This is a genomic window from Shewanella sp. 6_MG-2023 (assembly GCF_030547195.1).
In the GTDB taxonomy this organism is placed as follows: Bacteria; Pseudomonadota; Gammaproteobacteria; order Enterobacterales; family Shewanellaceae; genus Shewanella.
This window is the reverse complement of sequence record NZ_JAUOQU010000018.1, coordinates 46,298-61,624: the sequence shown is the minus strand read 5'-3', so window position 1 is coordinate 61,624 and position 15,327 is coordinate 46,298. Positions and strand designations below refer to the sequence as shown.

At 42.6% G+C, this 15,327-nt stretch carries 12 protein-coding genes and 1 pseudogene; 8 read left to right on the top strand and 5 right to left on the bottom strand.

Annotated elements, in window-relative coordinates; all coding sequences use genetic code 11:
* The first annotated feature begins 206 nt into the window (after positions 1-206).
* From Q4533_RS11995 to Q4533_RS11980, 4 genes are all read left to right on the top strand, one after another.
* Complete coding sequence (locus tag Q4533_RS11995) at positions 207-2,297, top strand: M13 family metallopeptidase (RefSeq protein ID WP_102531731.1); 2,091 nt, start codon at positions 207-209, stop codon at positions 2,295-2,297.
* Positions 2,298-2,570: 273 nt separating this feature from the next.
* Positions 2,571-3,338, top strand: coding sequence for a RelA/SpoT domain-containing protein (locus Q4533_RS11990; RefSeq protein WP_303502802.1), 768 nt, complete (start codon positions 2,571-2,573; stop codon positions 3,336-3,338).
* A gap of 175 nt (positions 3,339-3,513) precedes the next feature.
* On the top strand, positions 3,514-3,918 hold the full coding sequence (locus tag Q4533_RS11985; RefSeq protein ID WP_076539686.1) for an SMI1/KNR4 family protein: 405 nt from the start codon (positions 3,514-3,516) through the stop codon (positions 3,916-3,918).
* Between the two features lie 78 nt (positions 3,919-3,996).
* Entirely contained in the window at positions 3,997-4,497 is a 501-nt protein-coding gene (locus Q4533_RS11980; protein ID WP_102438504.1) for a DUF4447 family protein, read from the top strand.
* Positions 4,498-4,629: 132 nt separating this feature from the next.
* On the opposite strand, the gene Q4533_RS11975 is transcribed toward Q4533_RS11980, so the two are convergent.
* Positions 4,630-5,268 (bottom strand): glutathione S-transferase family protein, encoded by a 639-nt coding sequence (locus tag Q4533_RS11975; protein ID WP_102438506.1) that lies wholly within the window; start codon positions 5,266-5,268, stop codon positions 4,630-4,632.
* A 95-nt stretch (positions 5,269-5,363) separates the two neighbouring features.
* Positions 5,364-7,940, bottom strand: a complete 2,577-nt coding sequence (locus Q4533_RS11970) for a TonB-dependent siderophore receptor (RefSeq protein ID WP_303502801.1) — start codon at positions 7,938-7,940, stop codon at positions 5,364-5,366.
* Positions 7,941-8,288: 348 nt separating this feature from the next.
* On the opposite strand from Q4533_RS11970, the gene Q4533_RS11965 reads away from it, so the two are divergent.
* Together Q4533_RS11965 and Q4533_RS11960 are read left to right on the top strand one after the other, a co-directional pair.
* On the top strand, positions 8,289-9,548 hold the full coding sequence (locus Q4533_RS11965; protein ID WP_303502800.1) for an NRAMP family divalent metal transporter: 1,260 nt from the start codon (positions 8,289-8,291) through the stop codon (positions 9,546-9,548).
* 257 nt (positions 9,549-9,805) lie between these two features.
* The gene (locus tag Q4533_RS11960) at positions 9,806-10,270 is read left to right on the top strand and encodes a DUF1456 family protein (protein WP_076539695.1); all 465 of its coding nucleotides are present in this window, start codon (positions 9,806-9,808) and stop codon (positions 10,268-10,270) included.
* A gap of 65 nt (positions 10,271-10,335) precedes the next feature.
* Here the strand turns inward: Q4533_RS11960 and Q4533_RS11955 are convergent, their stop codons facing one another.
* Complete coding sequence (locus Q4533_RS11955; protein WP_102438516.1) at positions 10,336-10,929, bottom strand: hypothetical protein; 594 nt, start codon at positions 10,927-10,929, stop codon at positions 10,336-10,338.
* A 364-nt stretch (positions 10,930-11,293) separates the two neighbouring features.
* Between Q4533_RS11955 and Q4533_RS11950 the strand changes: the two genes are divergently transcribed.
* Together Q4533_RS11950 and Q4533_RS11945 are read left to right on the top strand one after the other, a co-directional pair.
* On the top strand, positions 11,294-12,982 hold the full coding sequence (locus tag Q4533_RS11950; protein WP_102475319.1) for an NAD-dependent malic enzyme: 1,689 nt from the start codon (positions 11,294-11,296) through the stop codon (positions 12,980-12,982).
* Positions 12,983-13,159, top strand: a pseudogene (locus Q4533_RS11945) (NAD-dependent malic enzyme); the annotation flags it as partial. It lies immediately after the preceding gene.
* 90 nt (positions 13,160-13,249) lie between these two features.
* On the opposite strand, the gene Q4533_RS11940 reads toward Q4533_RS11945, so the two are convergent.
* Together Q4533_RS11940 and Q4533_RS11935 are read right to left on the bottom strand one after the other, a co-directional pair.
* Entirely contained in the window at positions 13,250-14,188 is a 939-nt protein-coding gene (locus tag Q4533_RS11940; protein WP_102438520.1) for a Dyp-type peroxidase, read from the bottom strand.
* 109 nt (positions 14,189-14,297) lie between these two features.
* On the bottom strand, positions 14,298-15,326 hold the full coding sequence (locus Q4533_RS11935) for an ABC transporter ATP-binding protein (RefSeq protein ID WP_102438521.1): 1,029 nt from the start codon (positions 15,324-15,326) through the stop codon (positions 14,298-14,300).
* Position 15,327: the final 1 nt, after the last annotated feature.

Here is a 15,327-nt window from a genome sequence, read left to right as displayed (position 1 = left end):
TAACATTCTGGTAATTTTTAGTTACACAACACAGTCAATAAATGCTCAATTTATCACTAAAAGCCTAGCCTTAGCCCTTGTTAAGTGCCCCTGTTAAGACTTAACATGTTGGTCACATAAAACTGTCTTAAGGCAGTGAACAATAAAAACAGCTCAAAATTAAGGCCGATAAAAAGGCTTCACTCTTCAATGCATAGGGAAACAACATGAAAAAGCTAGTTATCGGTGGGCTTTGCGCCTCACTTATCGCAGGCCTTAGTGCCTGCAATTCAGATAAAGCAGTCACTGAATCCGCAGCACCAGAAGTCGCTAAAACAGAAACCGCAGTTGCCGTTGAAAAAGCCCTTACCTCAGGTATTAGCTTTGACAATATGGACAAGTCAGTTCGCCCACAAGATGATTTTTACCTCTACGTAAATGGCGGCTGGTTAAACACCGCGGAAATCCCTGGTGACCGCACCAATATCGGCGCCTTTTACGACTTGCGCGAAAATGCCCGTGACGACGTTAAAGCCATCATCGAAGATGTCAGTGCAAACCCAGATCTTAAAATGGGTACTGATGAGCAAAAAGTGGCCGATCTTTACCGTTCATTTATGGATGTTGAAACCTTAAATAAATTAGGTATTAGCCCAATCCAAGCTGAATTTGCCCAAATTGCCGCGCTAAAAGATAAAAATGAATTAACCGCCTATTTTGGCGAAAGCCAAGTTAATGGTGGCGGCACACCATTAGCGTTTTATGTCAATGTTGATGCTAAAGATTCAAGCCGTTACGCCACCCATATTTGGCAATATGGTCTTAGCCTTCCTGAAAAAGATTACTACTTCAATGAAGAAGAGCGCTTCGTTAATATTCGTAGCAAATACCTTGAGCATATCGAGAAGATGTTTGACCTTGCCGGCCTTGAAAATGGCAAGCAAGCAGCGCAAACGGTTTTAGCATTAGAAACCGCTATCGCTGAGCAACATTGGGATGTAGTTGAAACCCGCGACAGCACTAAAACTTATAATCTTTATCAAGTTAAAGATTTAGCGACCTTAGCACCAGACATTAACTGGGATGGCTATTTAGCAGCCCTTGGTGGTGATAAGCAGTCTGACATCATCATTAACCAACCAAGCTTTATTGAAGGCATGAACCAAGTAATTAAAGACAATGATCTTAATACTTGGAAAACCTACATGACCTGGATGGCACTCACTCATAATGCGAGTCACTTATCTGAAGCGCTTGATAATGAAAACTTCGAGTTTTTCTCAAAAACACTTAATGGCCAAGAAGAGCAACAACCTCGCTGGAAGCGCGGCGTAAGCACAGTCAGTGGCACCTTGGGTGAAGTTGTCGGTAAAGTGTATGTAAAACGTCACTTTGTACCAGAAGCAAAAACCCGTATGAGCCAATTGGTTGAAAATTTACGTGGCGCTTACGGCACTAGCATCGAATCATTGGATTGGATGAGCGAAGACACTAAAGTTGCAGCTAAAGATAAGCTGGCTAAATTCAATCCTAAAATTGGTTACCCTGATAAGTGGGAAGACTACAGCAAACTCACTATTGCAGCCGATGATTTACACGGCAACATTAAACGTTCTGCGGTTGTTTCTCATAACAAAGATATCGCAAAACTTGGTCAGCCAATTGATAAAGGCGAGTGGCACATGACGCCGCAAACTGTTAATGCTTATTACAATCCAACCATGAACGAGATTGTCTTCCCTGCAGCTATTTTACAGCCACCATTTTTCAACCTTGAAGCTGATGACGCGGTAAACTACGGCGGCATTGGTGCAGTCATTGGCCACGAAATGGGCCACGGGTTTGATGATCAAGGCGCTAAATTTGATGGCGAAGGTAACATGCGTGATTGGTGGACTGAAGCTGATTTAAAAGCCTTTACCGCTAAGGGTAAAGCATTAATAACTCAGTACAATGGTTATCAAGTATTTGATGATTTACACGTTAATGGTGAGCTAACTTTAGGTGAGAACATCGGTGACTTATCTGGTGTAACCATCGCTTATAAAGCCTACAAAATGTCATTGAACGGTGAAGAAGCACCGGTCATTGACGGCTTAACGGGTGATGAGCGCTTCTTTATGGGCTTTAGCCAAATTTGGCGAGTAAAAATGAAAGAAGAAGCGCTGCGTAACCGCGTTGCTACTGATCCGCACTCACCAGGTCACTTCCGTGCATTAGGCGCACTGTCTAATATGCCTGAGTTTTACCAGACTTATGGCGTAAAAGAAGGTGACAAGATGTTTATCGCCGCTGATGAGCGAGTAAAAATCTGGTAATCATTAACTTAAAGTCATTAGCTTGAGTAAAAAATCAATAAGGGCATCATTTGATGCCCTTATTATTTGGCTACATAAAGTACAACTGTGCGCCTTAAAAGCATTAGCCCGCAAAATCTACCTATTCCTAATCCATTGCCTCTTGAGCGCAGCGTTAAGACATTGCTTTTAACCACACCATAAACCGACATGGTATTCAGGTGTTATTCAGCTAATTAAAGCTAATCTAGCCCCATCAATTTCACGCAGATATTGAACTAAGGTGAATACTCAATGAGTCGAATTTTTAGAACCTTTATTATCTTTTTATTGTTGCTGACAAGCCGCAATGCCATTGCCGTAACGGTGGACACCAAACCCGTAAAGCCCACTTACGACTTTAGGCAAATTGTGAGTAACGATCTCGACAGCCTATTAGCGTTACAAAATACTCTCGGGGCGGCGCCGCAGCAATTTAGCCATGATTTAGATGCCTTGTTTGAGCGTGCCCCTGAGGCACAATCGGAGCTAAGCAATTTAGTGACTAAAATTAGCCAGCAAAATCAGGCTTACACGATTATTCCTAAAATAAAAAGCTACCAAAGAGCCCAGCAAAAAATCGCCCTTAAATTTGACGGTGATGCCAGCTACCTCACCGATATTGCCAGAGCAACCATTGTTACTAATGATGTTGCCAGCTTGATGAGCGCTTATAAAGCCATTGTCGCACACGCTGAAGTCGTACAAGTTAAGAACCGCTTTGCCACTCCTAAAGCATCTGGTTACCGTGATTTAAACCTGCTGGTTAAACTGCCTCAAAGCCAAATGATTGCTGAAGTGCAATTACACCTTAATAAGATTGCTGAAATTAAAAGCGGCCCAGAGCACCATGTCTACGAGCAAATTCAACACATCGAATTACAAGCTCAACGCCAACATAGACCCGTCAGTGAGCTTGAATTTATGCAAATTGTGAAACTGCGTCAAACTTCACACAAGCTGTATCACAAAGCGTGGTTAAGCTATAAACGTCAGAGTTTGGCAGAACTGCAAGCGGCATAAACTCTCAAATAAAGCACTAACTCGTTTAACGTTCGCCCCTGTACCCCTTGTTATTTACCTCCCCTTGGCACCTTTTTAAAAGGTGCTTTTTTTTGCCTAAAATAAAATCTGAATTGGTTAAAAGCGCCATTCAGGCTATACTCCCGCCATTATTGCCCGATGACTGGATACACTGATGAATGACATCATTGAAATGCTACAAGACTTGAGTGAAACGGTACCAGTACCACTCGAATTACCGACATTCGAGCAACTGGTAGAAGTGGAAGAACAAATTTTAATTTCACTGCCAAATGATTTAAAAGAATACTTATTATTTGCCAGTGATGTCATTTATGGCTCCATTGAAATGGTCACGGCATCAGATCCGTATTCACACACTTATTTACCTGAAGTGACCAGCTATGCCTGGTCTATCGGCATGCCAAGAGAATATATTGCTATCTGCCAGCAAGGCGATAACTTTTATTGTATCGACCAAGAAGGCAATGTGCGTCACTTCTATAAAGGTCGCATGGTCGACATTATGTGGGAATCATTGTGGGACTGGATCCAAGACATTTGGCTGAAACGAAAATAGCCTAAGTTTGACCAGCTAACATCATCAACGTACACAGTAAACCCATACCGTTACAGTATTAGAAAATTAGGAAACATCATGGCTAAATCAAACAACTTAAACGCAATTGAAATGCAGTGTTTACGGTTATCTTTAGGGTTAACGGTTGAGCAAATTGCTGAGTTAACTAAAACCACTCCTGAAGCGGTGATTGCTTGGGAAGCAGGTGAAACTGAAGCACCTGTGGTTGCACAAAAGAAATTGCTTGAAATTGAAGACACCATTGAGATGCAAGTGCTTAACACCACTGACGGTATCGAAGCGTTATTTAAAACTGAACCTAAGCGCCGTTTAGCCTTTGTGGTTTACCCAACTCAAGCTATTTACACTCAGTACAATCCTGAGTTTTTAAGCTCACTGCCTTACACTGAGCTTTATAATACTGCGGCGTGGCGCATCAAAAAAGAGTGCCAAATCGTACTTGATGTTGAAGTCAGCTTAGTGGCCTTAGAAGTGGAAAGCTACAAATCATTCCGTGCTGACAAGGGCATGAGTGAAAGCCGTGAGAGCCGCGCAAAATGGGCTGCAGCTCAGCTGTAAGCCCTTAAGCGAGCACTTTATGACATTAAAATGGGAAGCCTCTGGCTTCCCTTTTTATTGCTGACTTTTAGTGTCAGTTTTATCGGTGTAGCGATAGTGACATCAAACTCACTCAATCAATTCGATCAAGTGTTACTCACTTTGGGCCGCCGCTTTGGCCGCTGCTGACTTTTTAAGTGCTGCCGCTAAGCTCGGGCTTTGTTGTAAACGGTCACGATAAGCGGTGAGTTTAGGCGGAATGGTTTGCTCAAACATAGTGGCCCACAATAACGTTTGCGCCAATAAAATATCAGCAATGGTTAACTCGCTGCCACAAAGATAGCCTGATTCTGGTACCCATAATTCAGCAATAGCCGCAGCACGATTAAACTCAAACTTTGCCACTGGCAACATGGCATCTAAACGCTGCTCATCTGGTAAAGCAAAGCGGTGCTTACCCATACTCCATAAAGGCTGCTCTAATTCACAAATAATAAAACTGACCCATTGATGATGTTTTGCTGACGCTGCGCTGCCAGGCATAGGTAAAAATCGGCCATTACCGTACTTTTCAGCCAAATATTGTAAAATAGCGGCTGACTCAGTTAACACCAGCTCACCATCCGTAATCACGGGCATTTTACCACTGGGATTTAAGGCCAAATAGGCTTCAGCGCGGTTATCTCCTTTTGAAAAATCCACAAAGGAAAACTGCCACTCAATGCCCAGCTCTTCTAATAGCCAAGACACGCGTAATGCGCGACTTTGGGGCGTGCCATACAAAGTAATCATAATCTGTCCCTGTTTGATAAAGTAAGCTAATAACTGCCATAAAAAAGCGGCTTGCGCCGCTTGGTATTCATGCTGTAAACATTAGCCTAGTTTAATTAAAACTGGTAGCTAACTTTACCGTACCATAAGGCGCCGATGGCTGAATGAGTTGCTTGATCGTAACCCATGAAGTCAGCAGCACTAAATGGTGGTTCTTCATTAAACACGTTATTAGCACCCACTGTCAGTGACCAATGGTCAAAGCCAATATAAGTGACATTTAAATCCAAAGTAAGCATTGAATCAATTTGACCTGTGGCGCCTGCATCAACATTATCAGTGTATTCACCAATGTAGTTTAAGCGTGCGCTGGTTTGCCAGTCGGTATAACCCCAATCCATACCACCAATCCAGCGATATTCGGGATGTTGGTACTCGCCAGCTAACTCACGCGTTGAACCGTCTTCACGTACTTGATCAAAGCTATTGACCCAAGTCAGGTTATAGCTAAAGCCAAACTCACCAGCAGAGTCGGTATTCAATACATATTTGACATCAAAATCGACACCGTCTGTAGATTGACTACCTAAGTTGCCAAATTGGTCATAAATTTCAATAATGCGCCCGGGAACATTAGTCGATGAAGGTTCACGCTTAACCACATTGGCATTATCACCTTGGGTATCGACTAAGTATTGGGTATCAGAGGTGATCAAACCATCTTGATCGTAATTCCAGTAATCCACCCCGACACTTAAACCATCAGTGATTTCCCAAACACCGCCCACGTTATATGAGGTCGACTCTTCAGGTTGTAAATTAGGGTTACCAGAAAATATCACCGTACGCTCTTGGGCAGTACAATCTTCTTCTAAGCCCGTTAATGGACAACGTGTGGTATCCACTAAACCAGGTGACTCCTGAGAAGGACCTAAACCTAATTGCACCAGTGATGGCGCTCTAAACGCTTCGCCCCAACTGGCGCGCAATGTGAGGTTATCAAGCGGGGTATAACGCAGTGCTATTTTAGGGTTAGTGGTATCACCAAAGTCGCTGTAATCTTCATAACGCAGCGCTAATTGCGCTTCTAAACGCTCAAAAATCGGTACCGCTAACTCAATAAATAATGAAGTTTGATCGCGTTCACCTGCAGCTTCTGTGGCTTCAGTACCAAAAATTTCACCACGCTTAAACAGCTCATCAGGATTATCTGACAATGACTCTTCACGGTACTCAAAACCGACCGCCATGGCTAAACTGCCCGCAGGCATATCCATTAAGTCGCCACTGATTTTACCGTCGAAAGCATTGGTGGTTGATTTACCACTTCGGGTGGTATTAACACTGATATCGTCAATCACAGTGCCTTGCTGGGTCGTCGCTAACGGGTTAAACGCGCCTGAGTTTATGGCCTCTTGTAAACGTGGCGTCCACACAAAGCCTTGCTCACCAAATTCAAGGTTACGGTTATAAGAATAGGTGTAAGCTAATTCCCATTCCCAGTCAGACAACATACCATTTAAGCCTAACACCACACGGGCGCTATCTGATTCTGATGATTTTTGTCGCGGCCCAGTTTCAGTTAAACGCCGACGCATGGTCAAGTCTTCACCAGGAAACGGATTAATAGCTGCGCCACTGGTAAACAGTGGGTTATCGTTGAGCATGTAAAACTCACCAAAAGATGGGCTGGCAGCGCCTTTAATCACACTTTCATTATGCTGATACATAAGCTCAGCAAATAGACTTAAATCATCATTAAATTCATAGTTTTGAAATACTGATAAGCCCATGCGGCTCGACTCTGGCACTGAGGTCATTTCTGGCGCGTAATCATAGCGGCAGTAACTGCCTTTAACACTATCAGCGGGACAATTAACATCAGGGGTCCAGCCAAACAAGTCTGATTTAGGGGTAATTGAGCCATCCATACCAATGGTTGCAGGAATGTATGAACCAGGGTTACCCGCAGACGATCTAAAGTCGCTACCGCCATTTGCAGTTTGATCTGCTGAACGTGAATAATCACGATCGGCAAATAAGGTTTCACGCTCTTTAAAATAATCAAAAATTACTGTGGTATGAGACTTTCCATTCGCCGCTTCCGTGCCCCACAAAATAGAGCCAGCTTGCTGACCACCGCCATCTTCAACGGTTTCAGCAATCTTGCCGTTAACCTCAAAGCCTTCGAAATCTTTTTTCATGATGATGTTTATCACACCAGCAATCGCATCTGAACCATAGGTTGCAGAAGCGCCGTCTTTAACGATATCAATTCGCTTAACTGCAGAAATCGGAATTGAATTTATATCAACAAAGGCAGTATCAATTGATTTTGCAAACGACGATACCGCAATACGGCGACCGTTTAATAACACCAAGGTGGCATCAGCGCCAAGACCACGAAGTGACACAGCTGCGCCACCATTAGCAGTGTCATCTGAGTTGTTACCTTGGGTAGAAAAAGTACCACTACCCGATACCGGGAGTTTACTGAGCAGTTGTGAAATATCTTGAGCGCCAGAACGGGCAATATCTTCAGCGCTTAACACCGTCATTGGTGAAGCCCCTTCGAGATCGGTCCGTTTAATATGAGTACCAGTAACTTCAATGCGTTCGACTTCGGGTTCGGCAGCAAAAGCGGTCTGCGTTAAAACGTTGGGGTGAGCATAAGTGATACGGCAGTAGCGCAAGCGCTCCGCCAGAATTGAGGTCGTGACATAATTATCCCTAATTTAAAATATTAACTTGTTTAGACTCAACATCATTTTTAAGTCTGGTTTAGCTGAACTCTTTCGATTGAGTTTCTAATACCGCGCAGTATATTAGTACTTCGCAATACACTAACCTAAGTAATTTCCACAGGATGTCAAAGATTGATTTTTAGGCAAATGTAACAAATCGTACCAGTAAGCCATTAATTTGCTATATTCAACTATTGATAAAGTGTGACATAGTCATTATCAATTTAAACAATAAGATAGTGTAATAAGCAGCTATTTTATGTCAGCCCCATGACGTGAAGAATAACGAGACAAATAATGACAACAGCTCAGCCAGCAACAAGCAGCTCTAGCCGATTTACCACCCTCTTTGCGAGCCTAGGGCCTGGAATTTTAATGGCTGCAGCGGCCATTGGCGCATCTCACTTAGTCTCTTCCACTCGTGCTGGCGCCGAGTTTGGCTGGCAATTAGCCTGGGTTGTTTTAGCCGTTAACTTACTCAAATACCCTTTCTTTGCCGCAGGTGCTCGTTATACCGCCGCCACCAATGAAAGTTTACTTCATGGCTATTTAAAGCAAGGTCGTGGTTACCTGCTAATGTTTACCTGTTTAAATACCATTGCCGCTATCGCCAGTACTGCCGGTGTGTGCATGTTAACCGCAGCAATGCTAACTCAGTTTGTGCCACTCCCCATTGATGTACTGGCTTTTTTGGTATTAGTCAGCTCGCTGACGCTATTAATCTTCGGCCATTACCAACTACTCGATAAACTGACTAAAGTCATCATGCTAGCCCTGACATTAACCACGCTAATCGCTGTGACATTAGCCTTTAACCACTCAGCAGAATCGGTAGCAACAGTTCACAGTGAATCACCTTGGCAATGGGCTTATGTGGGTTTCTTAGTGGCAATGATGGGCTGGATGCCTGCGCCAATTGAAGTCAGTGCATGGAATTCTCTATGGTTAATTGAGAAGAAAAAAACACAAACTGTCACCAGTAAGCAAGCCATCTTTGACTTTAACTTAGGCTTTATTGTCACCGCTATTTTAGCGATTGTGTTTCTCGCCCTAGGGGCACTGGTTATGCATGGTAGTGGTGAGCAATTTGCCAGCTCTGGGGCTAAATTTGCCAGCCAGCTGATCGATTTATACAGCGATGTTATGGGCCAAGAAAGTCGTTATTTGATTGCCCTTGTCGCTTTTTTATGTATTTTCAGTACCACAGTAACCGTGATTGATGGTTACAGTAGAACCTTAGATATTGGCTGGCAGCTTTTAACCCATAAACCAGACTGCTCGGCGCGATTAACCCGAGTTATGTTGCTGGTTTCCGCCTTCGCAATGGCTTTAATTTGGTTCTTTAAAGGCGCCCTATTACCACTGCTTGAGTTTGTTATGACCCTAGCATTTATGACCACGGTTATTTTTGCTTGGCTTAATTATCGCTTGATGACCAGTAATTCATTACCTGAAGAACATCGATATGGTTTGAAAATGAAAATATTATCTTGGTTTGGTTTAACCTATTTAGTCGGTTTCTCAGCTGTATTTATTTACTGGAAATTAATTCTATAATCGCTTTTTAAAAGCAAATTTAACCAGTTACAATGTCAATAAGTCAGTCACAATAAGCCATAGCATGAACTGGCATATCCGCATCATAATTATGAGAGAGCGGATCTGTGGGTAGATAATCTGACCTAATGCCCTCAACTCAGGTATAATCACTGTTCAATGTGTTTTAAGCCTAAAGCGATGTGATAGTAATATCGTTCAGGTAACTTTAAACATAAGCACTTACTTTACCAGCGCAGCCGCGCCCAGAGACCTTTATGATTAACAATGACATCCTTCGCCGCCTTCGTTTTGTATTTGATTACTCAAATGCCAAAATGACTAAAATCTTCGCTCAAGCAAATGTTGAAGTCAGCAATGACGAAATCATTAGCTTATTAAAGAAAGAAGAGGAAGAAGGTTATAAAGCTTGTAATGACAAATTAATGTGTCAGTTTTTAGATGGCTTTATCATCGAAAAACGTGGTTTACGTGAAGGTAGTGAAGTACCTGCACCGCTAAAAGATCTAACCAACAACTTAATTTTCAAGAAATTACGTATCGCATTAGAACTTCGTGAAGATGACATTATTGAGCTGATTGGTTCTGCTGACTTGGCTATTGGTAAGTCTGAATTAGGCGCGTTATTCCGTAATCCTAGCCATAAAAACTACAAAACCTGTGGCGATCAGATTTTACGTAACTTCCTTAAAGGTTTATCACTTAAACATCGCGGAATGTAATATTTTCCTTAGCGTTTAAGCTTCCTTATTTAATGCACAGCTTAGGCTGTGCATTTTTATTTGTATCAATAAGGCCTATCTGGCGATGCCAGCTCATCCCAATAAATGGCTTGTTTAAAATGCTGGGCTAAGCGTTGATTAAGTTTGTCAAAATTTGAAATCGCCACCTCTTGACCGCTAATGCAAGACCACACAAACCGATGACAGTTATTATTGAATAGCTCATACTCACGATATTGAAATAATGATTGCTGCGCCCTTTCTAGCGCCTCAGGAGCTACAAGGGGTTGATGAAGATGATTACAAGCTTGAAAAATCCGGCTGCCACTGCGGCTTTTTAAAAAGCGCGCCGACGAAATAGGCCTAATTAAGCCACTGCCATGTAACTCCACCAAGCTATTATCCCCAAGCCACACGCCTGTATGTTCAATGACCCCAAATACAAAACAGCACACGATGGCCCCAGGCTCTGGGCTTACCTTGACCTTATTATGATGCAATATACTTGGCAGTAATGGGCTGAAATTGTTGTCATCAGGCACCGCTGGCGCACGACCTAAATAGCGTTGTCTATGGAGCAATTGACGCTTTTTGTGCTCGTCAGCCACCAGCATTGCTGTGATTGCTGCGCTGCCTAACAAGATAAAAGGAACTGCCATAACACCCCAATATGTAAAACACCTTAAAATCATCATGGCAGAACCGCGCTAAATTACGCCGCTAAAAATGTAACCAACTTTGTCAAAATCACAGCTGATTGTGTGGATTATCTAAAACCTCAGTAAATACATCCACATGACTTTTAAGCCTTTACCATAAAGGTAAATAGCCAATGCCTAAAAAAACATCAATAAAAATCTGTGATTAGGCTCACTTAACAGACCACAATAAAATCAAGATGTGATAACCTGCACCGATAACAAGATACGTCTACGATTAACAACAAAATTCTATCTTTGAGATAAAAATTAACTAACTGTAGATAAAAATAACTGCAATACGTCACTGACAATAAGGTTTCCAATGGACGAGAATAAACGCCCTCTCTATCTTCCTTTCGCAGGTCCAGCGATTCTTGAATCTCCTATGCTCAATAAAGGCACTGCTTTTAGCGAAGAAGAACGCATTTACTTTAACCTTGAAGGGCTTATCCCTTGGGTGGTTGAAACTATCGATGAGCAAGCATCGCGTGCTTATGATCAATATAAAAACTTTACTAACGATCTCGATAAGCATATTTACCTGCGTAATATTCAAGATACCAACGAAACGCTTTTTTATCGTTTAGTGCGTAATCACATCAGTGAAATGATGCCAATCATCTATACCCCTACGGTAGGCTTAGCGTGTGAGCGTTTTTCTAAAAACTATCGCCGTAACCGTGGTCTGTTTATCTCGTATTCCAATAAAGACCGTATTGATGACATCCTCAATAACTCGACCCGTCATAAAGTAAAAGTCATTGTGGTAACCGATGGCGAGCGCATTTTAGGCTTAGGCGATCAAGGTATTGGTGGCATGGGGATCCCCATTGGTAAATTATCTTTATACACCAGTTGTGGCGGGATCAGTCCGGCGTACTGCTTGGCGATCACCTTAGATGTCGGCACTGACAACCCTCATTTACTAGAAGACCCTATGTATATGGGCTGGCGCCACCAGCGTATTGGCGGTGAAGAATACGCTGAGTTTGTTGAAGAGTTTATGCAAGCGGTTAGTCGTCGCTGGCCTGAAGCATTAATCCAATTCGAAGATTTTGCTCAGAAAAATGCCATGCCATTACTTGAGCGCTACAAAGATAGATTCTGTACCTTTAATGATGATATTCAAGGTACTGCAGCAGTGACTGTAGGTTCATTACTAGCAGCCTGTAAAGCTGCAAACACGCAATTATGTAAGCAAAGAGTCGCCTTTTTAGGCGCTGGTAGTGCCGGCTGTGGTATTGCTGAAGCCATTGTGGCGCAAATGGTTGCTGAAGGTATTAGCGACGAGCAAGCACGCTCACAAGTGTTTATGGTCGACCGCTGGGGACTGTTACTTGATAACATGCCAACCCTGTTAGGCTTCCAGCAAAAACTGGCACAAAAAACCGCTAATATTGAAAACTGGGACGGATTTAGCGATCACATTTCATTACTTAATGTGGTTAATAATGCCAAGCCAACTGTGCTTATTGGCGTATCTGGTGCGCCAGGTTTATTTACCGAAGAAATAATCAAAGCCATGCATAGCCATTGCAAGCGCCCGATTGTATTCCCGCTATCTAATCCAACCAGCCGCGTTGAAGCAACGCCTAAAGATGTGCTGCATTGGACCAATGGCCAAGCACTTGTGGCTACCGGTAGCCCGTTCGAACCAGTTGTAATTGAAGAAGAAACCTTTGAAATTGCTCAATGTAACAATAGCTTTATCTTCCCCGGTATTGGCTTAGGCGTATTAGCAAGTGGCGCAACTCGGGTATCAGATGAAATGCTGATGGCATCAAGTCGTGCGCTGGCAGAGTGTTCACCCCTTGGTCAAAATGGTACCGGCTCATTACTGCCAAGACTGGAAGACATTCAGCAAGTGAGCAAATATATTGCTTTTGCAGTGGCTAAAAAAGCTATCGAGCAAGAATTAGCCCTACCTTGTCCAGATGAATTACTGCAACAACAAATTGAAAGTAATTTCTGGGAACCTGAATATCGCCGTTACAAACGCACCGCGTTCTAACTACTGCCAAGACGGGAAGACATTCAGCAAGTGAGCAAATATATTGCTTTTGCAGTGGCTAAAAAAGCTATCGAGCAAGAATTAGCCCTACCTTGTCCAGATGAATTACTGCAACAACAAATTGAAAGTAATTTCTGGGAACCTGAATATCGCCGTTACAAACGCACCGCGCTCTAACAGATAACAGACCAAAAAAAGCAATGCTTAGGCATTGCTTTTTTTTATCGATAATTAACCTGCTACAGTCGGCTAATTTGTTATTTGCGTTTAATCATTGGCAAAACGGGCTAAAAAATCTAGCGAAGGCGCGAAGAATGATGAGCCGGTTAATGCCTTGGTAAACTGCATCAAATGATCATGATTACCATGGCCGTCACCATGCACCATACTGCGAAGCATTTCTTCAAAGTTGGTCGGCGTGCGACAGGTTGAAATAAACATTAACCCTTGTTCTTTAAGCGACCCAAATGGCATGCTCTGACGCAATATCTCCATTGAGTTACCTTGGGCATCTTTTAAATTAACTCGCTTAATATGGCTGGTTAACGGCTTATCTTCAGAGGCGTATTCAATATCATCTTGCTTGGTACGACCAATGATATCTTCTTGTTTTTTATTCGGTAAACGATTCCATTTACTTAAGTTGTGGGCATACTTTTGCACATGAATATAACTGCCACCTTTAAAGCTGGCATCCTCATCATCAACTAAAGCCACTTGCTGACGATTACGGCCTTTCGGGTTTTCGGTGCCATCAACAAAACCAGTTAAGTCACGGCTATCCATAAAGCGGAAGCCACGCTCTTCTTCAATCAGCTCAACCAAGCCTTCAAACATTTGGTTGATTTCATTGGCCACTAGATGAAGGATGTCGTAACGATCGCAACGAATATGCACAAATAAATCATATTCAATGGCAGGCGCATCACGATTTTCAGCTTGCATCGCTGGGAATGGACGCAAATGTTTAGGACGTTGTTCACTATAAAGTGAATCCCAATAGTTAGCGCCAATAGCTACAAAGCCATTAAAGGCACTATCTGCATATTGATCTGTGAGCTCATAGATGTATTGAGCAACATTGGCTAAACAAGGGCGTAATTGAGCTTCAACAGCGTCATTTGCATTAAACATCAAATAGACGCTATGCAAATTACCTTCGGCACAAACCCCTAACTGTTCGCGAGGCATATTCTGATTTTCCATGTTGGAATCAATCACCTTTATCAAATATAAGAGAGCATAATTGTAAGGTAATTGAGCAATTAATTCCTTGTGCTCAAGCTCAATTTTTTAACAACTTTGATACGCATCACTAAAAAATAACCAGTGAATGTGGCGAGATTGATAAATTGACTTTCAGACCTAAGGTCAGTTCAGTTAATTGGCTTCTAACTTCGAGCGTTTGTTGTCCTACCTTAACCCAATAATGACAAATTGTACCTAGAAAACGACGCTCAATAATTTCACCATGGCCTTGAGAAGCAGGTTGTAGATCAATCTGTTGCGGTCTAAGTAGCAACTGGCCTTGATAGTTAGCAGCTTGAGATAACTCAGAGGTACTTTCAATTAATCCCAGAATAGATGACACTTGCTGCTGATTTTTCACCATCACAGATAAATAATTACCCGCACCAAGAAAATCAGCCACATAACGCTCTTTAGGGTGAGCATAGAGGGTTTCAGCTAAACCGTGTTGTACAATGGCGCCATCTTTAAACAATGCCAGCTTATCAGCAAACACAAAGGCCTCATCTTTACTGTGGGTCACAAACACCGCACTGACATTACGCTGTTTTAATATTTGCCTGATCTCTAACATCATTTCATTTCGTACTTGGGCATCAATGTTAGAAAACGGTTCATCAAGTAATAATAATTCAGGCTCATAGGCTAATGCACGAGCAATAGATACCCGTTGCTGTTGTCCACCTGATAACTCATGGGGGTAACGCGACTCTAGCCCTTCAAGCTTGACCAGTTGTAGCATCTCTTCAAGCCGGGCTTTACGTTGACTATTATCCAGCCCATTGACCCCAAATAACACATTCTCACTGACAGTTAAGTGCGGAAATAAGGCATAGTCTTGGAAAATCATTCCAATGCCGCGATGTTCACTGGCAACAAACGTGTTGTCACCACTTAAACACTCACCATTAATTGAAATACAGCCCTGGCTGATGGCCTGTAAACCTGCAATAGCACGTAATAAGGTGGTTTTTCCGCAACCACTTGGGCCAAGCAGTGCAACGATTTCACCTTGTTCTAAAGTGAGATCGAGCCCTTTAAGAATCACCTGTCCTTGGTAGTCACTTTTTACATTTTGAATGGTCAATGTGGACATA